At 73.2% G+C, this 19,769-nt stretch carries 22 protein-coding genes and 1 pseudogene; 14 read left to right on the plus strand and 9 right to left on the minus strand.

Annotation, left to right across the window (positions count from 1 at the left end):
- Positions 1 to 33: 33 nt before the first annotated feature.
- Together ACQPXS_RS41500 and ACQPXS_RS41505 are read right to left on the minus strand one after the other, a co-directional pair.
- Positions 34 to 210: a hypothetical protein gene (locus ACQPXS_RS41500; RefSeq protein ID WP_433454679.1), complete on the minus strand. Its 177-nt coding sequence runs from the start codon at positions 208 to 210 to the stop codon at positions 34 to 36.
- A gap of 34 nt (positions 211 to 244) precedes the next feature.
- A complete protein-coding gene (locus ACQPXS_RS41505) occupies positions 245 to 1,276 on the minus strand; it encodes an SDR family oxidoreductase (protein ID WP_390680061.1) in 1,032 nt (343 codons plus the stop codon).
- Positions 1,277 to 1,456: 180 nt separating this feature from the next.
- Here ACQPXS_RS41505 and ACQPXS_RS41510 point away from each other — a divergent pair, with 180 nt between their 5' ends.
- A complete protein-coding gene (locus ACQPXS_RS41510; RefSeq protein ID WP_433454680.1) occupies positions 1,457 to 2,308 on the plus strand; it encodes an alpha/beta fold hydrolase in 852 nt (283 codons plus the stop codon).
- Positions 2,309 to 2,554: 246 nt separating this feature from the next.
- Here ACQPXS_RS41510 and ACQPXS_RS41515 read toward each other — a convergent pair whose 3' ends face one another.
- The 3 genes and pseudogenes from ACQPXS_RS41515 to ACQPXS_RS41525 form a co-directional block, all read right to left on the minus strand.
- Positions 2,555 to 3,211: an HAD family hydrolase gene (locus ACQPXS_RS41515; protein ID WP_433454681.1), complete on the minus strand. Its 657-nt coding sequence runs from the start codon at positions 3,209 to 3,211 to the stop codon at positions 2,555 to 2,557.
- Positions 3,212 to 3,267: 56 nt separating this feature from the next.
- Positions 3,268 to 3,426 (minus strand): annotated as a pseudogene (locus tag ACQPXS_RS41520) (PHP domain-containing protein); the annotation flags it as partial.
- A 45-nt stretch (positions 3,427 to 3,471) separates the two neighbouring features.
- The gene (locus ACQPXS_RS41525; protein WP_433454682.1) at positions 3,472 to 4,515 is read right to left on the minus strand and encodes a PHP domain-containing protein; all 1,044 of its coding nucleotides are present in this window, start codon (positions 4,513 to 4,515) and stop codon (positions 3,472 to 3,474) included.
- A gap of 148 nt (positions 4,516 to 4,663) precedes the next feature.
- Here ACQPXS_RS41525 and ACQPXS_RS41530 point away from each other — a divergent pair, with 148 nt between their 5' ends.
- The 3 genes from ACQPXS_RS41530 to ACQPXS_RS41540 are packed head-to-tail and all read left to right on the plus strand — an operon-like array spanning position 4,664 to position 6,610.
- Complete coding sequence (locus ACQPXS_RS41530; RefSeq protein ID WP_433454683.1) at positions 4,664 to 5,467, plus strand: SDR family oxidoreductase; 804 nt, start codon at positions 4,664 to 4,666, stop codon at positions 5,465 to 5,467.
- Positions 5,468 to 5,471: 4 nt separating this feature from the next.
- Entirely contained in the window at positions 5,472 to 6,329 is an 858-nt protein-coding gene (locus tag ACQPXS_RS41535) for a DNA topoisomerase IB (RefSeq protein WP_433454684.1), read from the plus strand.
- 35 nt (positions 6,330 to 6,364) lie between these two features.
- A complete protein-coding gene (locus tag ACQPXS_RS41540; RefSeq protein WP_356314525.1) occupies positions 6,365 to 6,610 on the plus strand; it encodes a hypothetical protein in 246 nt (81 codons plus the stop codon).
- A 12-nt stretch (positions 6,611 to 6,622) separates the two neighbouring features.
- Here the strand turns inward: ACQPXS_RS41540 and ACQPXS_RS41545 are convergent, their stop codons facing one another.
- Together ACQPXS_RS41545 and ACQPXS_RS41550 are read right to left on the minus strand one after the other, a co-directional pair.
- Entirely contained in the window at positions 6,623 to 7,858 is a 1,236-nt protein-coding gene (locus tag ACQPXS_RS41545; RefSeq protein ID WP_433454685.1) for a lectin, read from the minus strand.
- A gap of 106 nt (positions 7,859 to 7,964) precedes the next feature.
- Complete coding sequence (locus tag ACQPXS_RS41550; protein ID WP_433454686.1) at positions 7,965 to 8,522, minus strand: VanZ family protein; 558 nt, start codon at positions 8,520 to 8,522, stop codon at positions 7,965 to 7,967.
- Positions 8,523 to 8,762: 240 nt separating this feature from the next.
- Between ACQPXS_RS41550 and ACQPXS_RS41555 the strand changes: the two genes are divergently transcribed.
- The 8 genes from ACQPXS_RS41555 to ACQPXS_RS41590 all read left to right on the plus strand — a co-directional run bounded on the left by ACQPXS_RS41555 (position 8,763) and on the right by ACQPXS_RS41590 (position 16,305).
- Positions 8,763 to 8,957 carry a hypothetical protein gene (locus tag ACQPXS_RS41555; protein ID WP_433454687.1) on the plus strand — a complete coding sequence of 65 codons (195 nt, stop codon included), beginning with the start codon at positions 8,763 to 8,765 and terminating at the stop codon, positions 8,955 to 8,957.
- Entirely contained in the window at positions 8,954 to 9,406 is a 453-nt protein-coding gene (locus tag ACQPXS_RS41560; RefSeq protein ID WP_433454688.1) for an MrpF/PhaF family protein, read from the plus strand. The genes ACQPXS_RS41555 and ACQPXS_RS41560 overlap by 4 nt, the downstream gene beginning before the upstream one ends.
- Before the next feature lie 378 nt (positions 9,407 to 9,784).
- Positions 9,785 to 10,048 carry a Na(+)/H(+) antiporter subunit B gene (locus ACQPXS_RS41565; RefSeq protein ID WP_365324943.1) on the plus strand — a complete coding sequence of 88 codons (264 nt, stop codon included), beginning with the start codon at positions 9,785 to 9,787 and terminating at the stop codon, positions 10,046 to 10,048.
- Complete coding sequence (locus ACQPXS_RS41570; protein ID WP_433454689.1) at positions 10,045 to 10,782, plus strand: MnhB domain-containing protein; 738 nt, start codon at positions 10,045 to 10,047, stop codon at positions 10,780 to 10,782. Before ACQPXS_RS41565 ends, ACQPXS_RS41570 begins: the two co-directional genes overlap by 4 nt.
- 8 nt (positions 10,783 to 10,790) lie before the next feature.
- Positions 10,791 to 11,138 carry a sodium:proton antiporter gene (locus ACQPXS_RS41575; RefSeq protein ID WP_365325138.1) on the plus strand — a complete coding sequence of 116 codons (348 nt, stop codon included), beginning with the start codon at positions 10,791 to 10,793 and terminating at the stop codon, positions 11,136 to 11,138.
- Positions 11,138 to 12,910, plus strand: a complete 1,773-nt coding sequence (locus ACQPXS_RS41580; protein ID WP_433454690.1) for a complex I subunit 5 family protein — start codon at positions 11,138 to 11,140, stop codon at positions 12,908 to 12,910. Before ACQPXS_RS41575 ends, ACQPXS_RS41580 begins: the two co-directional genes overlap by 1 nt.
- A gap of 187 nt (positions 12,911 to 13,097) precedes the next feature.
- Positions 13,098 to 15,317 carry an ArnT family glycosyltransferase gene (locus tag ACQPXS_RS41585; protein WP_433454691.1) on the plus strand — a complete coding sequence of 740 codons (2,220 nt, stop codon included), beginning with the start codon at positions 13,098 to 13,100 and terminating at the stop codon, positions 15,315 to 15,317.
- A gap of 40 nt (positions 15,318 to 15,357) precedes the next feature.
- Entirely contained in the window at positions 15,358 to 16,305 is a 948-nt protein-coding gene (locus tag ACQPXS_RS41590; RefSeq protein ID WP_356314496.1) for a ribose-phosphate diphosphokinase, read from the plus strand.
- A 41-nt stretch (positions 16,306 to 16,346) separates the two neighbouring features.
- On the opposite strand, the gene ACQPXS_RS41595 is transcribed toward ACQPXS_RS41590, so the two are convergent.
- Complete coding sequence (locus ACQPXS_RS41595; RefSeq protein WP_433454692.1) at positions 16,347 to 16,727, minus strand: anti-sigma factor antagonist; 381 nt, start codon at positions 16,725 to 16,727, stop codon at positions 16,347 to 16,349.
- A 154-nt stretch (positions 16,728 to 16,881) separates the two neighbouring features.
- Positions 16,882 to 17,832, minus strand: coding sequence for an NADP-dependent oxidoreductase (locus tag ACQPXS_RS41600; protein ID WP_433454693.1), 951 nt, complete (start codon positions 17,830 to 17,832; stop codon positions 16,882 to 16,884).
- Between the two features lie 71 nt (positions 17,833 to 17,903).
- Here ACQPXS_RS41600 and ACQPXS_RS41605 point away from each other — a divergent pair, with 71 nt between their 5' ends.
- On the plus strand, positions 17,904 to 18,872 hold the full coding sequence (locus ACQPXS_RS41605; protein WP_433454694.1) for a GlxA family transcriptional regulator: 969 nt from the start codon (positions 17,904 to 17,906) through the stop codon (positions 18,870 to 18,872).
- Between the two features lie 60 nt (positions 18,873 to 18,932).
- Complete coding sequence (locus tag ACQPXS_RS41610; RefSeq protein WP_433454695.1) at positions 18,933 to 19,769, plus strand: hypothetical protein; 837 nt, start codon at positions 18,933 to 18,935, stop codon at positions 19,767 to 19,769.

A 19,769-nucleotide genomic window follows, 5' to 3' on the forward strand; every position in this document is an offset into this window, starting at 1 on the left:
GCCGCCTTTCTCCGGCGCGGCGCTGCCCGCCGCTCAGGCCGGTGGCTCGTCCGCGTCGGGTGCGTCCTCCGCCGGGGTCGTCTCGGCCTCGCGCGGCTGTTCCGGTGGAACCTCCCACGGGTCCTCGCCGGCGCCCGCCTGCTGGTCGGGCATGTCCCTCGGGACCGGTCCGTCGTCGCGGTCCGGCTCCGGCTCTCGTTGTGCGGCCATGGCGTTCTCCCCTCGGCCCGGGCGCTGCGGCAGGTCAGCCCACCTTGCGCCCGCGCATCGGCTCGGTGTCCATCCCCGCGCCCTTGTGCAGGCCGTCGAGGAACTCCCGCAGCACCTCGGTCGCCGTGCGCCGCGGCTGCCAGCCCAGCTCGGTGCGCGCCCGGCCGCAGTCCATCAGCGGCAGCCGCAGCACGGCGTCGAACAGGTGGGGTGAGGCCGGCAGTAGATGCAGCCCCCAGGCCGCGGCGATCGCCGACCGGGCCGCCGTACGCGGCAGCCGTACCGGGCGGCTGCCCAGCAGTTCGCCGAGCACGGCGGCGTCGAGCGGCGGGTCCGCGGCGAGATTGAAGGGGCCCCGGGCGCCGTCCGGGTGCACGGCGAGCCGGTAGGCCTCGGCGGCGTCGTCCGTGTGCAGCGCCTGCACCCTGAGGCCGGGGATGTCCGGCAGGAACGGCAGCAGCTCCGGCCGGGCCAGCGGACCGGGCAGGAAGCGCCCGCCGAAGATCCGCCGCTGTTCGCTCGCCGACTCCCGCTTGAACAGGAACGCCGGGCGCATGCGCACCACCCGCACCTCGGGATGGTCCCGTTCGAACACGTCCAGCGTGCGCTCCAGATAGGCCTTCTCGCGGCAGTAGGCGGCGTCCGGCCAGCCGTGTGTCGGCCAGGACTCGTCCACCGCGCGGTCCTTCGGGCCGGGCGAGTACGCGCCTACGGACGAGGCGTGCACCAGCACCGGCACCCGCGCCGCGGCGACCGCCTCGAACACCCGGATGCCGCCGAGCACGTTGGTCCGCCAGGTGACCGCCGGGTCGTGCGTCGGCTGGAACGCCCAGGCCAGATGGACAACCGCGTCCGCGCCCTCGAAGCGCTCGGCGAGGTTCGCCTGTTCGGAGCCGATGTCGACCGCGGACCACTCGGTCTTCGGCGGCGACCACTGCGGCGTGCGCCGGGCCAGTCCGCGCACCGACTTGATCTCCGGGTCCTCCGAGAGCAACCGCACCACACTCGTGCCGACATTGCCGGTGGCGCCGGTGACGACGACCCTGATGCCCGCTGCGCTGCTCACCTTCGGCTCCTCTCGGCCCAGGCTCCGGGGGACCGGCCGGGTACCCGGGCCCGGGCGCGCGCACACCCGGCCATGACCTGGCAGGTAATCGACCGCCGCCCGGGGCCGGCGGGAGCATCGGGGACGTCGGCGCGACCGAGCAGCGTCGCACCTGGTCCGCACCGCCCGAGGAGGCACCCCATGCCGTACTACGAGAGCCCGGTCGACGGCACCCGGCTGCACTACGTCGACCACGGCCCGGCCGCCGGCCCCGTGGCCGTGTTCGTCGCGAGCGCCTACATCGGTCACGAGATGTGGGAGTACCAGATGCTGCCGCTCGCCGAGGCCGGGTTCCGCTGCGTGGCGCTGGACCGGCGGGGCCACGGACGCTCCGACGACGCCTGGAACGGCTACGACCTCGACACCCTCGCCGACGACGTGCAGGGCCTGCTCGACCACCTGGATCTGCGCGAGGTCACCCTGATCGGGCACTCCGTCGGTGCCGGGGAGGCGGTGCGCTGTCTGACCCGGTACGGCAGCTCCCGCGTTGTGCGGCTCGCTCTCGTCGCCGCGATCTGCCCGGGTGTCGTTCGCTCACCCGGCACCCCGGACGGCGTCGACCCGGCGGTGGTGCGGGCCGACCTCGAGGTGTTCCGCCGCGACCGGGCTGCCTGGTTCGCCGCCGACGTCGACAGCTTCTTCGCCGTGCACCTGCCCGGAAACGAGGTGTCTCCGCAGTACGTCCGCTATGTGACCGACCGCTGCATGACCACCGGCTGGCGCGCGGCGACGGGCATCCGGGCCGTCGTCTCCGCTCTCGACCTCGCCGCCGAGCTTGCGTCGCTGGACGTGCCGGTGCTGGTCGTGCACGGCACCGACGACACCTCGGCGCCCCTGGCCCGCACCGGTGAGCGCACGGCCAAGCTCGTGCCGGACGCCGCGCTGAAGGTGTACGAGCGCGGCGGCCACGGCCTGTTCGTGACCTACGCCCGGCAGCTCACGGCGGACCTGCGGGAGTTCGTCGAGGCGGGCCGGGCCGTGGCGGCCGGGTGAGGACACGCCGGCATGCAGGAGCCCCGGCCGTGACGGGGGATTCACGACCGGGGCGGTCTGGTGGTGGGCACGGATGGCGGTCGCCTCTCGGCGAAAGGCTCCACAGGGCTTCAGCCGAACGATCGTCCCTGTGGGCAGAAGGTGAGGCCCGGGGACACTGTCCCATCCGTGCCCACGGCTGGTTCAACGGACAACCACCCTGTGGTGTTCCGGCCACTCATGTGACCTGCACCACTCCCATGGTGCTCACGTCAGCGGGCTCCCGTCCAGCCGTTCGAGCAGGTCGGCGGGGTCCGCGTAGACCGCCTCCGCCCCGGCCTCCTCCAGATCGGCCCGGGGGATCCCGCCGCACAGCAGTCCCACACAGCGCACCCCTGCCTTGCCGCCCGCCCGCATGTCCCACACGGTGTCCCCGACGAACACCGCCCGCGCGGCCGGAACCCCGGCCAGCTCCAGGGCGTGCTCCACGGGCTCCGGGGCGGGCTTGCCCTGCTGTACGTCCTCCGCGCTCGCCGTGTCCGTGATCGCGTCGTCGGCGTCGATGGCCCGGCGCAGCGCGCCCAGTTCGGCGCCGCTCGCCGAGGTGGCGAGGACGACCGTCCAGCCGTCCCGGTGCAGCCGGCGCAGCAGCTCCCCGGCCTTCGGCAGAGCCGGCAGCCGGTCGAAGTACTGGCCGTACAGCGTCTTGTGTGCGGTGCTCAGCTCCCCGTCCCGGTCCTTGTCGCGGCCGTCGCCCAGCAGGTGGGCGATCAGATCCGCGGAGCCGAGGCCGACGGCCCGGTGCACCGCGTGCATGGGCACGTCGTGTCCGGCCTGCCGGAACGCCTCCCACCAGGTGACGACGTGCAGGTGGTTGGTGTCGACGAGGGTCCCGTCGACATCGAAGACGGCGGCGCGCTCCATCCGGGTCCTCTCCTGGCTCTCGGTGCTGCTGTGCGCCGGGTACCACACGGGCCAGGTCAGGAACCCGTCGCGTGGGCCGGAACGCGGCCTTCCCGGGTCCAGGTCAGCAGTTCGTCGGCGGACCAGGTGGTCACCACCCGTCCGGCGGGCACCCCGCATTCCTCGGCGCGGGCGCAGCCGAGGGTCTGCGAGTCGGGCCGGCCGGGGGCGTGCGCAGCTCTCGCTGCTCCTGCTGTGCGCCGGGTACCACACGGGCCAGGTCAGGAACCCGTCGCGTGGGCCGGAACGCGGCCTTCCCGGGTCCAGGTCAGCAGTTCGTCGGCGGACCAGGTGGTCACCACCCGTCCGGCGGGCACCCCGCATTCCTCGGCGCGGGCGCAGCCGAGGATCTGCCAGTCGAGCTGGCCGGGCGCGTGCGCATCGGTGTCGACGGAGAACAGCACCCCCGCGTCCACGGCCCGGCGCAGCAGCCGGCGGGGCGGGTCGAGCCGCTCGGGCCGGCTGTTGATCTCCACGGCCGTACCGGACTCGGCGCAGGCGGCGAACACCGCGTCCGCGTCGAACTCCGACTCCGGCCGCCCCCGTCCCGTCACCAGCCGCCCCGTGCAGTGCCCGAGCACATCGGCGTGCGGATTTCGTACGGCGGCCACCATCCGGCGGGTCATCGAGCGGGCGTCCATCCGCAGCTTGGAGTGCACGGACACCACGACCACGTCCAGCCGCTCCAGCAGTTCGGGTTCCTGGTCCAGCGAGCCGTCCTCGAGGATGTCGCACTCGATGCCGGTGAGCAGCCGGAACGGCGCCCATCGCGTGTTCAGCTCCGCCACCACGTCCAGCTGCTCGCGCAACCGGTCCGGCGACAGGCCGCGGGCCACGGTCAGTCGGGGGGAGTGGTCGGTGAGAGCGGTCCACTCGTGCCCGAGCTCGGCCGCCGCCCGGCCCATCTCCTCGATCGGACTGCCCCCGTCGGACCAGTCGGAATGGGTGTGACAGTCCCCGCGAACGAGCGCCCGCAGCTCGGCCCCGGCGCCCTTCGCCCCGACCGACACCCCGGCCTCCTCCTCCAGTTTCCGCAGGTAACCGGGCACCTCCCCGCCCAATGCCTCCCGCACCACCTGCGCGGTCTTCGGCCCGACCCCCTTCAGCGCCTCCAGGGTGCCGTTCGCGGCCCGCACGGCGACCTCGTCCGCGGGCAGGGCGGCCAGCGTCCGCGAGGCGGTACGAAAGGCCTTGACGCGGTAGGTGGGGGCCAAGGCCCGCTCCAGCAGAAACGCGATCCGGTCGAGAGCGGCCACGGGATCCATGCAACCAAGGTTCCCTCAGGCGTCCTGAAGGGGCGCGCGGAACCGCCGGGCGAGCCACGACCGACCCCGCGGGCGAAACCGTTTGCCCACCCCACCCCCGGGTACTGCGGTGACCGCGTCCGGTGACACCCCGCGAAGGAGGCTTGCCATGCCCGCACCAGCGGTGCAGCGAACGGCGCTGATCACAGGAGCGGACTCCGGAATCGGCCGAGCCACCGCCGTACGCCTGGCCGAGGCGGGCCTGGACATCGGCATCACCTGGCACACCGACGACAAGGGCGCCGCCGAGACCGCGGAGGAGGTCCGCGGAAAAGGCCGCCGCGCCGCCGTCGCCCGGCTGGACCTCACCCGGCTGCCCGAGGCCGCCGACACCGTCGACGAGCTGTGCGCCGCGCTGGGCCGCCTCGACGTCCTGGTCAACAACGCCGGTACGGGCGTCATGACGCCCTTCCTGGACCTGACCCTCGCGGACGTACGCCGGGTCCTGGACGTCGACCTCGTCGGCCCGTTCCTGTGCGGGCAGCACGCGGCCCGGCACATGATCCGGCAGGGCGACGGGGGCCGGATCGTCAACGTCACCTCCGTCCACGAACACCAGCCCCGGGTCGGCGCGGCGCCCTACTGCGCGGCGAAGGGCGGCCTCGGTCTGCTCACACAGGTCATGGCGCTGGAGCTGGCCGAGTACGGCATCACCGTGAACGCGGTCGCGCCGGGCGAGATCGCCACGCCGATGACCGGCCAGGAGGACACCGACGTGCACACCGAGCGGCGGCCCGGCGTGCCGCTCGGGCGGCCCGGCGACGCCCGTGAGGTCGCCGCCGTCATCGCCTTCCTGGCGAGCCCTGACGCCTCGTACGTCACCGGCGCCTCCTGGAGCGTCGACGGCGGCATGCTCCGGATGGGCCCGCAGGCCGGCTCCCACCTGACCGGCGACGACTGGCGCCGGCCCTGAGACCATGCGCCTGCGGACCAGTTCCTGCGACGGGCCCGGCTACCGGCGCATCCGCTGCGGCCGGGGCTTCCGCTACGCCGACACCGCAGGCCGGCCCCTCACCGATCCCGCGGAGCTCGCCCGGATCAGGGCCCTGACCATCCCGCCCGCCTGGCGTGACGTGTGGATCTGTCCCTGGCCCGGCGGCCATCTGCAGGCCGTCGGCACCGACGACGCCGGGCGGCGCCAGTACCTGTACCACGAGCAGTTCCGGGCCGAACAGGAGAAGGCCGAGCACGAGCACGTACGGCAGGTCGCGCGGACCCTGCCCGAGCTGCGGGGCAAGGTCGCCGCCGACCTCACGGGGCGCGGGCTGACCCCGTCCCGGGTCACCGCCTGCGCGGTGCGCCTGCTGGACCTCGGCTTCTTCCGTATCGGCAGCGACCGGCACACCCGCTTCAGCGAGACCTACGGCCTGACGACCATGCTCCGTGAGCACGTCAGCTGCGGCCGGGGCGAGATCACCTTCAGCCATCCGGCCAAGGGCGGCGTGGAGACGGTCCGCGCCCTCGTCGACGACCAGGTCCGCATCGTCGCGCGGGCGCTGCTGCGGCGACCTGACGGCGGCGACCGGTTCCTCGCCTCCTACGCGCGCGGTCTCTGGCACGACCTGCACAGCGACGACCTCAACGAGGCGCTGCGCCGGCTGTCTGTGTGCCGGTCCTCCTCCATCGACCCGGCCGTCTTCGAACTGTTCGAGGACGGTGTGACCATCGCCCCCGTGTTCACCCGGCTGGGTGAACACGGGGACTTCGGGCGCCCGGCCACGCAGGGCGCGGTGGAGGCGGCCGTTCTCGATCTTCTGGACGGCTTCGGCGGATGACTCGTCGGCGCGCGAAGCGTTCTACGCTCTATTGCATGACCGAACAAGGAGCTCCCTACATCTCCCATCCACGGGTCCTGGTGCACGGAGTGTGCCCGGGCAAGCCCGGCGAGCGGCCCTTCCGGATCATGGAGATCGACGGTCAGGTCATCGGTGAGGCCAGGACCGTCACCGACGTACTGGAGGCCGCCGCCTCGTACGGCATCACCATCCACGACCTGGACGACCCCGACGTGGTCCGCTGGGTCGGTGGTGGCAAGTACACCTGGACGCTGCACTGAGCGGCGCGCGGCTCAGCCGACCGTCCACTTCTGATTGGCGCCGCCCGTGCACGTCCAGATCTGCAGGCGGGTGCCGTTGGCCGAGTTGTTCCCGGTCACGTCGAGGCACTTGTTCGCCTGCGGGTTGACGATGTCGTGCGCCCCGGTGACGGTCCACTTCTGGTTCGGGCCGCCGGTGCAGTCCCACAGCTGGACGGTCGAGCCGTCCGCGGTGCCGTTGTCGGTGACGTCCAGGCACTTGCCGAGCGCCCGGATCGTGCCGTCCGAGCCGACCGTCCACTGCTGCGCGGCCGTGCCGTTGCAGTCGTAGAGCTGGACGGGTGTGCCGTTCGCGGAGTTCGCGCCGGCCACGTCCACGCACTTGCCGGCCAGGCCGCGGATCGGCGCCCCGCTCGCGCTGTCGCTCGTCGTCACCGACACCGAGTCCACGACCAGCTGTTGCGGGAACTGGGTGCTGGAGTCCGGGTCGCCGGGCCAGTAGCCGCCGACGGCCAGGTTCAGGATCAGGAAAAACGGCTTGTTGTCGAACACCCAGGTCTTCCCGCCCAGGTCGGCGGGGGTGCGGCGCTCGTAGACGTTACCGTCCACGGACCAGGTGATCGAGCCGGGCGCCCAGTCGACGGCGAAGGTGTGGAAGGCGTCCGCGAAGGCCTGTCCGTTCGGCAGGGTGTAGGCCGCGCCGATGCCGCCGGAGCCGGAGTAGCCAGGGCCGTGGATGGTGCCGTGCACGGTCGAGGGTTCGAAGCCGACGTTCTCCATCACGTCGATCTCGCCCGAGTCGGGCCAGTTCACGGGCGTGCCGAGCATCCAGAACGCCGGCCACATGCCCTGCCCGCGCGGGATCTTCATCCGCGCCTCGACGTGCCCGTACTGGGCGTTGAACTTCCCGGCCGTGTTCAGCCGGGCCGAGGTGTACTGGCAGCTGCCGTACCAGCACTGGTAGCCGGCCGGGTTCTCCTTGCGGGCCGTGATCACCAGGTGGCCCTGGCCGTCGAGGGCCGCGTTGTGCGTGCCGGACGTGTAGTACTGCCGCTCGTGGTTGTTGACGTTGTCGCCGGTCTCCAGCGTCCACTTCGAGGAGTCGACCGCGGATCCCGCCGGCCCGTCGAAATTGTCGGAGAAGGTGCTGACGGTCGCCGCCGCCGGCGCGGTGTTCTGGGCCCGCGCCGGACCGACGGCGGCGGAACCGACGAGCGCCGCGGACAGGGCGGCGAGAAGACATCTGCGGAGCATGCGTGCGGAGCCCATGGCTCTCCGTTCTGCGTGGGGGGTGAGACGCCTCTTGATTTAAGGAGTGAGAAAAGAGGTCGTCAATACCTAGGTACAGACCTGTCCTTGACGACACGTCAGGCGATCACTCGGTCCGCGGCTCGCGCACGCGCCGGTGCACCGCCCGCCCGAGCCGCCGGCCCAGCAGCAGCCGGCCGAGCAGCGCCCCGGCGGTGTTGAGCAGGACGTCGTCGATGTCGAAGGCCCGCCCGGTGACCAGCGCGCCCTGCACCAGCTCCACCGTCAGCATCACCAGCGCCGTGAAGGCCAGCACCCGCAGCGTCCCCCGGGCGCGCGGGGCGAGGACCGGCACCAGCACCCCGAACGGGGCGCCGAGGAGCAGGTTCCCGCCGATCTGCCGCACCGCGTCCACCGTCCGCGCCTGCTCCAGGTAGGCCCGAAGAGAGCGGCCGGGATGCAGGTTGCTGTGCGTCAGATGCGCCGAGGCGGGCGACGGTTCCAGTGTGATCCGGGCCAGGACGACGGCGAACACCACCATGAACGCGAAGGCGACCAGCATCGCGGAGAGCCGCAGGACGAGGGGCAGCGCGTGCCGCGCGGCGGGCGGGCGGGCCTTGGCGGCCCGCGCCCGTTTCCCGGGTGCGCTCAGCAGCGCGGTCAGTCGCGGGACGGTACGGGCCATGGGACCTCCCCTGGTGAACTCCCCTGAGTCCTAGGCCGGTTACCCGGCAACCGGCCCGGGATGCCGTCGCCCGGGCGGCTTCGGGCGCACGACGGGGTTTCCGTTCACGCTCCCGGGGCACTCCGGCTGCGGACCCGCGTGCCGCCGCCCCTCCACGGGCCCGGCGGTGCTTGGATGCCCCGAGCGGCACACCGGACACTTCGCCGCGCATGTGCACAGAGCGGACCGAGGAGGTGGTCGATGACCCGGCGCACGGCCCCCCGCACGGTCCTCCTCGCCCTCGGTGAACTCCTCGCCTGGTGGGGGGCGTTGATACTGCTGTGGCTGGTGCTCATCACACCGGTCTACCTCCTGGAGTGGGTCGTCGGCGGGAGCGCGGCGGCCGTCGGGGCGCTGCTGGCACGGGCCGGCCGGCGGGCGGTGACCTGGCGGTGAACGGCTGGATCCTCGCGGCGACCGTCGAACTGGGCGGGGGAGGGGCGGCCGCCCTGTGGGGCGTCACCACTGGCCCGCCGGCCCGCCGGGTCGTCGCCCAGAACATGACGACCTCGGCCCTGTGCCCGGCCCTGCTGCTGCTCTCCCAGGGCTACGGCCGCCCGGCCTATGTCGACCTCGCCCTGCTGCTCGCCCTGCTCGGCCCGATCGGCACCCTCGTCTTCGCCCGCCTGCTCTCCGACGACCTGGAAGGGGAACGGCCGAGCGCCTGGGGACTGACCTGGAGTGCCGCCGCACTGAGCGCGGCGGTCGTGGCCGCCGTCTGCGCCGCCACCGGCCCCGGCCGCGCCATGGCGAAGCTCCTGGTCATCGGCGCCCTTCTGATCGCCGGCAACGTCATCGCCTCACGCGCCCTGTCGGGCGGCTTCCGGGGGGTACGGGGTGGCTGACATGCACCGGGGTGAAGCCCGGGAGCGGACGACCGCGGGTGCGTTCGCACGGCGTCGCGTGGTGGCCGTGCGCGTGGAGGGGCGGCACGACGGCGGGGCGGCCGGTCGGCTGTCGTGGGGTGGGATGGCCGACGTTCCCGCGGGGCGCCGGCGGGAGCGCGCCGCCTTCCCGGAACTCGCGGGTTGGCCGCCGGGATGCCCGTGGCCCGGGGCACGCGCGGTGGCGGAGGCGCGGGAGGAACGGCCGCCCGGGTGCGTGCCGGCTCGTCCGCTCGCCGGGCGGGCGCCGGAGCGGGGGACGGGCCCGGTACCCGCGCTGCGGCCGAAGGCCTACGCCATGGCTGACGAACCGTCGGCAGGCGCGAGCGGAGGTGTGGCATGGACGATGCCGTGATCGTCGTGGCCCTGCTGCTGATGGCCGGCTCCGCCACCGCCGCCGTCGTCCAGCGCGACCCCGCACGGCAGGCCTTGGTGCTGTCCGTGCTCGGCTCCGTCCTCGCCGTGCTGTTCACCGTGCTCCAGGCCCCGGACGTCGGCCTGTCGCAGCTGGCCGTCGGCTCCGCGCTCACCCCGCTGCTGATCATGCTGAGCGTGCGCAAGGTCAGGCGTCGGGGCCGCTCCGAGGACGGTGGTGCCAAGTGAGGCGGCTGCGGCTCGTCCTGCTGGCCGTCGGCGGCGCCGGCCTGGCCGCCCTGCTCGTCGCCGCCTGCCTCGACCTGCCCGGCTTCGGCGGCCCAAGCCATCCGTACGGCACCCGGGCCGTACACGCCTCCCTCACCCGGCACACCGCCAACACCATCGCCTCCGTCAACTTCGACCAGCGCGCGTACGACACCCTCGGCGAGATGAGCATCATGTTCGCGGCCGTGCTCGGCTGCGTGGTGCTGCTGCGCCAGGCCCGTGACGAACACCGGGCCCAGCCGCAACCCGCCGAGGTGGCCCGCCCGGTGCGCCGCTACGCGCTGCTCGTGCTGCCCGTCGCCCTGGTCACCGGCCTCTACGTCATCGCCCACGGCCAGCTCAGCCCCGGCGGCGGCTTCCAGGGCGGAGTCGTCGCAGCGACCGCACTGCACCTGCTGTACCTCGGCGCCGACTACCGCGCGCTGGAACGCGTCCGGCCGCTCGCCGTCTACGAGACCTCCGACGCGCTCTCGGTCTCCTCCTACCTCGTGCTGGGCGTCGCCGGTGTCCTGGCCGGCACCGCGTTCCTGGCCAACACGCTGCTGCCGTACGGAACCTTCAACACCCTGTCCTCCGGCGGCACCGTCCCCCTGCTGAACGCGGCCATCGGCATGGAGGTGGCGAGCGCGGTCGTCGTACTGCTCGCGAACTTCCTCGACCAGGCCGTCGAGATCGAGGAGGAGAACGGGAGTTGACCACCGTGATGCACGTCCTTCCCTACCTGGTCGCCGCCTACGTCTTCCTGACCGGCTGCTACGGCCTCGCCACCAGCCGCAACCTCATCCACGCCGTCGGCTGCCTCGCGGTCTGCCAGTCCTCCACCTACGTGCTGCTGCTGGCGGTCGGCTACCGGGACGGCGCCACCGCACCCGTCTTCTCCGACATCAAGCCCGGCTCCCGGCCGGTGGTCGACCCGGTCGTACAGGCGCTCACCCTCACCGACATCGTCGTCGGTGCCACCGCCACCGCGCTGCTGCTCGCCCTCGTCCTGCAGATCGCCAAACGGCACGGCACGGTCGACCCCGACGAACTCCGGGAGCTGCGCGGCTGATGCACCATCTGCTCCCGCTGGTCGTCGCGATCCCCCTGCTCGGCGCCGCCCTGCTGGTGGCCACCGGCCGCCATCTGCCCCGCAGCGCCGCCGAGGTCATCGGCTTCGTGGTCTCCGGCGGCACGGCCGCTCTGGCGCTGGTGCTGCTGCTGAACTCCTCGCCACCGATGGTCGAGTGGGTCGGCGCATGGCTGCCCGTCGACGGCGAGAGCGTCGGCATCGTCGTGGTCGGCGACGGCCCCTCGCTCGGCATGGCCGCGCTGGTCTCCCTGCTGACGCTGGCCGCACTCGCCTACTCCTGGCGCTACTTCGACGAACCGCCGCGCGGCCACCCCGGCGCCTTCACCGCACTGATGCTGGTCTTCCAGGGCGCCATGTGCGGCTTCGCCATCGCCGGCGACCTGTTCAACGCGTTCGTCTTCTTCGAGCTGATGAGCGTCACCGCGTACGCCCTCACCGGCTACCGCATCGACGACCCGAAGGCGGTACAGGGCGCGCTGACCTTCGGCATCGTCAACTCCCTCGGCGCCTACGCCATGTTGATGGGCATCGCCCTGCTGTACGCCCGCACCGGCGAGCTGGCCATGGCGAAGATCGGGCGCGGTCTCGACACGGCGGCCGGGCACGGCGGAGCGGACGCCCTGGTCCTCGCCTCCTTCGTGCTCGTGCTGACCGGGCTGCTGGTGAAGGCGGCCGCCGTGCCCTTCCACTTCTGGCTCCCCGACGCCCACGCCGTCGCGCCCACCCCGGTCTGCATGCTGCTGTCCGGGGTGATGGTCGAACTCGGCGCCTACGGCGTCTGGCGGGTGTACGGCACCGTCTTCGCCGGACCCGGCGGCATCCCCGCCGCCGATCTGACCCGGGCCCTGGTGACGCTCGGCGCGCTCACCGCCGCGACCGGTGCCGTCATGTGCTGGTACCAGCGGCACATCAAGCGCCTCCTGGCCTACTCCACCATCGCCCACACGGGCCTGTTCCTCGTGGGTATCGGCGTCCTCATCCCGCAGGGCGACGACGGGGTGGCCCTCTACATCCTCGGGCACGCCGGGGTGAAGGCCGCGCTGTTCGCCTGCGCGGGCGTCCTCCTCGACCGGTACGGCTGCCTCGACGAGCACACGCTGCACGGCCGGGCCCGTGAACTGCGCGCGGCCGCGGTGATGTTCGCCGTGGGCGGCCTCGGCCTCGCGGGCCTGCCCCCGTTCGGCACGGGGCTCGGCAAGGCGGTCACCGAGGAGGCGGTCGGCGGCCCGCTCACCGTGGTGTACGTGGCCGCCTCCGCGATCACCGCCGGCGCCGTGCTGCGGGTCACCGCACGGGTGTTCCTCGGTCTCGGGCCGCGCTCGGAGGAGGCCGACGCCGACCTGGAGACCAGCGGATCCGAGGAGGAGCCGGAGACGGCCGGACCGCTGCGCCGGATCCCGGACACCATGACGACGGTGCCCGCCGTGCTCCTCGCCGCCGCGTGCGCCGTCGGAGCGGTGCCCGGGTTCGGCGACGTGGTGGCCCGTGCCGTCAACGAGGCCGGATCGGGCGGCGCCCAGGCCTCGGCGCAGTGGACGGTGCACGGCGTCCTGCTGGACCTGCTCTCCGCCGGGCTGGCCGTGGGCCTCGCCGGCCTCGCGGTGACCCGGCCGCACTGGACCGCCGCCCCCGACTGGTCCCGGCCCCTGCGCCGGCTGCAGTCCGGGCATGTCGGCGACTACGTGGCCTGGTTGCTGGTGGGCGCCACGGTGCTGGGCGCACTGGCTCTCCCGGCGGTGCTCGGCGGCTGACCGGCACCTGTGCGAGAGCTGTCGGATGGCTGTGTACGGCGGAATCCGGCCGCGGGTAAGGAACGCGCTTTTCCGCTGCAAATTCCATCTTGTGTGATTAAAGAGATGCTCCGGGTGTGGTGAGATTTTCCTTGAAGGGCGCCGTTGCGGCGTGGTGGAGGCGCGCGGTTGACGAAGACTGCTGCGCATGGCCACGAACGTCCTCGACGCAACCGCGTCCCCCGGTGCCGCCCGTCGCGCACCCTGGCGATCACCGGCGGACGAGCCCGCGTACGCGCGCCCGGCGCTGCTGCTCCTCGCCCTGCTCGCCGCCGTTCTCTACTGCTGGGGCATCGACCACAGCCAATACCACACGTTCTATGCGAGCGCCGCCCGCAGCATGACCGAGAGCTGGAAGGCGTTCTTCTACGGCTCTTTCGACCCCGGGAATTCCATCACGCTCGACAAATTGCCGGGATTCCTGTGGCCGCAGGCGCTCTCCGCGAGGCTTTTCGGATTCCATCCGTGGGCGCTGGTCCTGCCTCAGGTCCTGGAGGGAGTGGCCAGTCTGCTCGTCCTGCACCGCCTGGTGCGCCGCTGGGCGGGGGTGAACGCGGCGCTGATCGCCTGCACGGCCTTCCTGGTGACCCCCGTGGCGGTCGGGTTGTTCCGCACCGCGGTCGAGGACCCCGCGTTCACGCTGTGCCTGCTGCTGGCGGCCGAGGCCACCGGGCGCGCCGCCCGGGACGGCCGGCTGCGCCCGCTGCTGGCGGCCGGTGTCTGGGTCGGCCTCGGCTTCCAGGCCAAGATGCTGGAGGCGTGGGCCGTACTGCCGGCGCTCGCCCTGGTCTACCTGCTGTCGGCGCCCCTCACGCTGCGGCGGCGCCTGCTGCACCTCGGTGTGTCAGCCCTGGTGACGACCGCGGTGTCGGTGTCGTGGATGCTCGCCGTCACCCTCACCCCGGCCAAGGACCGGCCGTACGTGGATGGCACCACCAACAACTCCGCGTTCAGCATGGTGGTCGGCTACAACTTCCTGAACCGCTTCTCCTCGCTCGGCATCAGCGCGGCCTCCACGGGCAGCGTGAGCGCGACCCAGGGCGGTGCAGGCGGCCGCACCGGTGCCCGGCCGGCACTCGGCGGCGCGGGCGGCCCGGCCGCCGGGCCGGTCCGGGACGCGCGTGGACGGGCGGTCACCCCGGGCACGGCCGCGGCTGGGGCCGGCCGAGGGGGCGCCGGCGGGTTCGGCGGCGGCCAGAACGGCTGGTCGAAGATGTTCGGTACGGCGCTGGCCTCCCAGACCGGCTGGTTCTACCCGTTCGCCGCCGTGGCCGCGGTCTGCGGACTGCTGTGGTGCCGGGGACGCCCGCGCACCGACCGGCTGCGCGCCGGATACGTCCTGTGGACCACCTGGCTCGCTCTGTACTTCCTGGTCTTCAGCGCCGGCAGCGTCGGCGGCCACACGTACTACATGGGCGTGATCGCGGTACCGCTCGCCGCGCTCACCGGCGCCGGCGGCGTGCTGATGTGGCGCGCCCACCGGGCCGGCGGCCGTCGTGCCCGGGCCCTGCCGGTCGCGGTCGCGGCGACGGCGGCCTGGAGCGCGTACATCGCGGGCCGATTCCCGTCGTTCCTGCCCTGGCTGGCCCCCACGGTGGCCGTGCTCGGCGTCGCCGCCGGCGTGCTGCTCGTCCTGGTGCGGCCCGCCCGGCCGCGTGCCGCAGGCCGGCTCGCGCTCGCCGGGCCGGCCGCCGCCCTGGCCGCCGTGCTCCTCGCGCCGAGCGCATGGGCCGTCCAGGTCTTCAACCCGAGCTACCGCATGTCCCGCATGGGCGCGGTCGGCCCGTCGGCCATGAGCCGCGGCCTCCAGGCGGGGCGCTCGGGGCCCGGGCGGTTCGGCCAGGCGGCCTGGTCCGGCGGCCGGACGTTCGGGCAGCGGGCCGGCGACGGCCTGCGGGGCTCCGGCCGGACGGGTACCGGCGGCCGGGGCGGTTTCGGCGGCGCCCAAAGCAGTGGCGCACTGACCGCGGGCCAGCGCCGGCTGCTCGACTACGCCCGCGCCCACCAGGGCTCTGCCGCCTACGTGTTCGCCGCCGGCAGCTGGAGCACCGCCTCGCCGTACATCCTGGCGGCCGGCGCCCACGTCCTGCCGCTCGGCGGCTTCAGCGGCCGTGTGCCGTCCCCCACGCAGACGGGGTTCCGGCGGCTGGTCGACGCCGGCGAGGTGCGGTACGTGCTGCTGGGCGGCGGCCGCGGCAGGGGCTCCGGCTCCGCCCGCACCGGCACGACGGCCGCCGCGCGGATCACCACCTGGGTGCGGTCCGCCTGCACCGAGGTGCCGCCCTCGGCCTACGGCGGGACGACGCCCTCCGGCGACGCGCGGACGGCCGGCGCCCAGAGGCTCTACCGGTGCGGCCCCAGTCGGTAGCATGATCCCGGTCCTGCAGTGATCAGGCGAGGAGCGGATCGTGCGAGACATCGCCGTCTTCAGCGGCAACGCCCATCCCGACCTGGCCCGCGAGGTCTGCGCCCACCTCGGCGTGCCGCTCAGCCCCACCCGGATAAGCCGGTTCGCCAACGACTGTCTGGGGGTGCAGCTCCAGGCCAACTGCCGGGAGCGGGACGTCTTCCTGATCCAGCCGCTGGTCCGGCCGGTGCAGGAGCACCTGGTGGAGCTGCTGCTGATGTGCGACGCCGCCCGGGGCGCCTCCGCGGCCCGGATCACCGTCGTCATGCCGCACTACTCCTACGCCCGCTCCGACAAGAAGGACGCGCCGCGCATCTCGATCGGCGGCCGGCTGGTCGCCGATCTGCTCGTGGCGGCCGGCGCCGGCCGGGTGCTCGCCATGACCCTGCACTCCCCACAGGTGCACGGCTTCTTCTCGGTGCCGGTCGACCACCTGAACGCGCTGCGCGAACTCGCCGTGCATTTCCGGCAGTACGACCTGAGCCGCACCACGGTCGTCTCGCCGGACCTCGGCAACGCCAAGGAGGCCGCCGCCTTCGCCCGGCTGATCGGGGCTCCGGTGGCGGCCGGTGCCAAACAGCGGTTCGCGGAGGACCGGGTGAGCATCAGCTCCGTCATCGGCGATGTCACCGGCCGGGACGTCATCGTCCTGGACGACGAGATCGCCAAGGGCAGTACCGTGCTGGAACTCCTGGACCGGCTGCGGGAGTTGGGTGCGCGGACGATCCGGGTGGCGTGCACCCACGGGCTGTTCGCGGCGGGTGCGCTGAAGCGGCTGAGCGAACAGCCGGACGTGCTGGAGATCGTCTGCACCAACACCGTGCCGCTCCCCATGGAGGAGGAGCACACCGACAAACTGCGGGTGCTCTCCATCGCCCCGGCCCTCGCCGAGGCCGTACGGCGCATCCACAACGGCGAGTCGGTCAGCGCCCTGTTCGAGCAGTCCTGACGCGCCCGGTCGGGTCAGTCCCGGTCCTGCGGGGACCCGGCTCAGAGCGAGCCGGACGCGGCCTCGGACCGGGCCACGGCCGCGTCCAGGGTCGGGTGCGGGGGCAGCAGGCGGGACAGGCCGGTGACCCGGAAGACCCGCAGGGTCAGCGGTTGCGTGCACACCAGGTGCACCTGCCCGCCGCCGTCCAGCACCCGGGCGCGGGCCCGGTACAGCAGCCGCAGCCCCGAGCAGTCGAAGAACTCGACCGACCGCAGGTCGATGACGACCCGTGCCCCGGGCCGGCCGGTGACCCGGTCCAGGAACGGGCCGAGCTCCGTCGCCGAGAGCAGGTCGATCTCGCCCCGCAGCTCCAGCACCGTGTGCGCTCGGTGTTCGTACACACGGAGGTGACGGGTGAGTGGTGCAGGCTCGTCTCGCACGACGGCATCACCTCCCACCCGCTCCCGGACGATGGTCTCCCGATCGTCAAGTTACCCTCGATGGAAGGAATTTGAGCATGTTCGATTGACATATGTCTTCGAGTTTGGGGCGTGTCGCCCGGTAACCCGGCTCCGCCGGCCGGGAGATGACGGCTCAGTCGACCAGAAGGACCAGCTTCCCCGCCGTCCGTCCGGTGTCGCCCACTTCATGTGCCTTCGCCGCCTCGGCCAGCGGGAACGTCCCGGCGATGGTCGCCTTCAGCTTCCTGGACTCCACCAGTTCCGCGATCTTCTCCATCCCGGCCCGGTCGGCGTCCACCAGCATGCGCACCGCCCGTACGCCGCGCCGCTCGGCCTCGTCGTGGAACTCCCGCGAACCCACGGGCAGGATCGACACCACCACACCGCCCGGCCGCAGCACCTTCAGCGACTGGACGGAGGTGTCCCCGCCGAGCGTGTCCAGGACCACGTCGACGTCCCGCACCGCCTCGGTGACGTCGGTCGTCCGGTAGTCGACCGGCTCGTCCACGCCGATCTCCCGCAGGAAGTCGTGCTTGCCCGCGCTGGCCGTGCCGATCACATACGCGCCGCGCGCCTTGGCGATCTGTACGGCCACATGGCCGACGCCGCCGGCCGCCGCGTGGATCAGCACCCGCTGTCCGGGCCGGACGTCCGCGTGCTCGGTCAGCGCCTGCCAGGCGGTCAGGGACACCAGCGGCAGCGCGCCCGCCTGGGTGTGGTCGATTCCGGCCGGCTTGTGCGTCAGGGCGCGGACCGGGGCGATCACGTACTCGGCGTGCGAGCCGTGGCCGTAGGGGTAGGGCAGCAGGCCGAAGACCTCGTCGCCGGGGGCGAAGGCGGCCACGCCGATCCCGGTCTCGGTGACCTCGCCGGAGACGTCCCAGCCGAGGACGAACGGCGGCTCGCCCAGGAAGCCGCCGGTGGCCCGGTGCTTCCAGTCGGTGGGGTTGACCCCGGCCGCCCGGACCCGGACCAGGACCTGGTTGGGGCCCGGCTTCGGCCGCTCCACCCGTACTTCCTTCAGGACCTCGGGGCCGCCGAGGACGTCCTGGCTGATGGCTCGCATCGTGTTCACCTTGCTCATGGTCACCCAGCCTGCCGGGCGCCGCCCGCCCGGGAAATGGCATGATTGCCAAACTTCGATAGGATCGTGCCATGCCCGACATGCAGCTGCGCACCCGGCGCCCGGAGCGGGTGGTCGTCCTCGCCCTCGACGGCGTCTACCCCTTCGAGCTGGGCATCCCCAGCCGCATCCTCGGTGCCGCCGACGGCCACTACGAGGTGCTGACCTGCACGGTCGACGGCCGTCCGGTGCGTACCAACGCCGACTTCACCATCGGTGTGGCCCACGGCCCGGAGATCCTCCGGACGGCGGACACCGTGGTGGTCACCTCGATGCCACCGGCCTACATCCCCGCCGAGCTGCCGGACGAGGTCGCCGCGGCCCTCGCCCGCATCCGCCCGGACGCCCGGATCGTCTCGATCTGCACGGCCGCGTTCGTGCTCGCCGAGGCCGGCCTGCTCGACGGCCGGCGGGCGACCACGCACTGGCAGGCGGCCGACCTGTTCCGCCGCCGCTTCCCGAAGGTCGACCTCGACCCGGACGTCCTCTTCGTCGACGACGGCCACATCCTCACCTCCGCCGGGGCCGCCTCCGGCGTGGACATCTGCCTGCACATCGTCCGCACCGACCACGGCAGCGAGCTGGCCAACTCCGTCGCCCGCCGCTGTGTCGTCCCGCCGTTCAGGGACGGCGGGCAGGCCCAGTACATCGAGCAGCCGGTCCCCGTCAGCGGCTCGGCGAGCACGGCCGCGACCCGCGCCTGGGCCCTGGAGCGCCTGGACGAGCCGCTCACCCTGTCCGACCTCGCCGGCCACGCCCGGATGAGCCTGCGCACCTTCGCCCGCCGCTTCAACGACGAGGTCGGCCTCAGCCCGGGCCGCTGGCTGATCCAGCAGCGTGTCGCCCGCGCCCGGCACCTGCTGGAGTCCAGCGACCTGCCGGTGGACCGGATCGCCGCCGAGGTCGGCTTCGCCACCGGCGCCTCGCTGCGCCAGCACCTGGACGCGGCGATCGGGGTGTCCCCGCAGGCGTACCGGCGGACGTTCCAGCGGGCCCGCTGAACGTTCCGGCCCGCGCCGGCGTCGAAGCACCGGATGATGGCACCGAGGCAGGGGGCGGGCATGCGCAGAGGACTGGTGGCGGTGACGGTACTGGCGGCCGCGGCGGCGGCGGGGTGCGACGACGGCACCGGCCCGGACAGGGTGGTGAAGGGGACCCCGCCGGCCTCTGCGTACCGCGGTCCGCTGGACGTGCCCACCAAGGAGCTCGACGCCGGCGGCCCGCGCGCCCTGCGGCTGGCCTCCGGTGCCGCCGGCCGGGCGCTGGAGTGCGACGGCGAGATCTACGAGGGCTCGGGACCCGACGGATGGACCGCGTCCGAGGGGGGTGACTCGCCCGAGGCGGGGCTCGACCTGTACTTCGACATGTTCCAGCCGGACCTGCCCGACCGCGGTTACCGGGTGGAGCGCAGGGAGAAGGACCGGGTCCTGTACTCCTTCGACGTGGACGGCCGGACCAAGGTGGCGGTCGTGGTGGCCAAGGACCAGAAGAACCGGCCGGGTTGGGGCCCCGAGACGAGTGCCTCCTGCGACCCGGCCGAACTCCCGGCGAACTTCACGCAGGGCCGGGAGATCTGGACGGACCGCGCGGGCAGGAGGGTGCCGGTGAGCCGGCTCACCAGCTCGCCCGGCCCCGAACACTGCGGCTGGCGGTCCGCCCACTTCCTCGACCTGCACGGGGTGACCTACGCCCGCGACCCCGAGGGCGTGCTCGGCGCCGGCCTGCTCACCGCGCCGTACCGCGCCCGCGTCCGTGTCCCCGCCGGCGCCCACGACACCGGATACCGCTACCGCGACTGGCGGCTGTGGCTCACGGACGACAAGGCGACCGCCTACGTCCGCACCCCCGACGGGGTCGAGGCCTGGCCCCGGCTGAAGCAGGGCGTCGGCTGCAAGTGA

Origin of the sequence: Streptomyces sp. CA-142005 (assembly GCF_050942335.1) — a bacterium.
Lineage (GTDB): Bacteria > Actinomycetota > Actinomycetes > Streptomycetales > Streptomycetaceae > Streptomyces.

Bases quoted from the DNA above. Each gene is read 5' to 3' on its own strand.
- ACQPXS_RS41585 (WP_433454691.1), top strand. From the start codon at position 13,098: ATGGCCACGAACGTCCTCGACGCAACCGCGTCCCCCGGTGCCGCCCGT.
- ACQPXS_RS41550 (WP_433454686.1), bottom strand. From the start codon at position 8,522: ATGGCCCGTACCGTCCCGCGACTGACCGCGCTGCTGAGCGCACCCGGG.
- ACQPXS_RS41545 (WP_433454685.1), bottom strand. From the start codon at position 7,858: ATGGGCTCCGCACGCATGCTCCGCAGATGTCTTCTCGCCGCCCTGTCC.
- ACQPXS_RS41540 (WP_356314525.1), top strand. From the start codon at position 6,365: ATGACCGAACAAGGAGCTCCCTACATCTCCCATCCACGGGTCCTGGTG.
- ACQPXS_RS41535 (WP_433454684.1), top strand. From the start codon at position 5,472: ATGCGCCTGCGGACCAGTTCCTGCGACGGGCCCGGCTACCGGCGCATC.
- ACQPXS_RS41525 (WP_433454682.1), bottom strand. From the start codon at position 4,515: ATGGATCCCGTGGCCGCTCTCGACCGGATCGCGTTTCTGCTGGAGCGG.
- ACQPXS_RS41515 (WP_433454681.1), bottom strand. From the start codon at position 3,211: ATGGAGCGCGCCGCCGTCTTCGATGTCGACGGGACCCTCGTCGACACC.
- ACQPXS_RS41500 (WP_433454679.1), bottom strand. From the start codon at position 210: ATGGCCGCACAACGAGAGCCGGAGCCGGACCGCGACGACGGACCGGTC.
- ACQPXS_RS41610 (WP_433454695.1), top strand. From the start codon at position 18,933: ATGCGCAGAGGACTGGTGGCGGTGACGGTACTGGCGGCCGCGGCGGCG.
- ACQPXS_RS41510 (WP_433454680.1), top strand. From the start codon at position 1,457: ATGCCGTACTACGAGAGCCCGGTCGACGGCACCCGGCTGCACTACGTC.
- ACQPXS_RS41530 (WP_433454683.1), top strand. From the start codon at position 4,664: ATGCCCGCACCAGCGGTGCAGCGAACGGCGCTGATCACAGGAGCGGAC.
- ACQPXS_RS41555 (WP_433454687.1), top strand. From the start codon at position 8,763: ATGACCCGGCGCACGGCCCCCCGCACGGTCCTCCTCGCCCTCGGTGAA.
- ACQPXS_RS41600 (WP_433454693.1), bottom strand. From the start codon at position 17,832: ATGAGCAAGGTGAACACGATGCGAGCCATCAGCCAGGACGTCCTCGGC.
- ACQPXS_RS41565 (WP_365324943.1), top strand. From the start codon at position 9,785: ATGGACGATGCCGTGATCGTCGTGGCCCTGCTGCTGATGGCCGGCTCC.
- ACQPXS_RS41605 (WP_433454694.1), top strand. From the start codon at position 17,904: ATGCCCGACATGCAGCTGCGCACCCGGCGCCCGGAGCGGGTGGTCGTC.
- ACQPXS_RS41580 (WP_433454690.1), top strand. From the start codon at position 11,138: ATGCACCATCTGCTCCCGCTGGTCGTCGCGATCCCCCTGCTCGGCGCC.
- ACQPXS_RS41575 (WP_365325138.1), top strand. From the start codon at position 10,791: ATGCACGTCCTTCCCTACCTGGTCGCCGCCTACGTCTTCCTGACCGGC.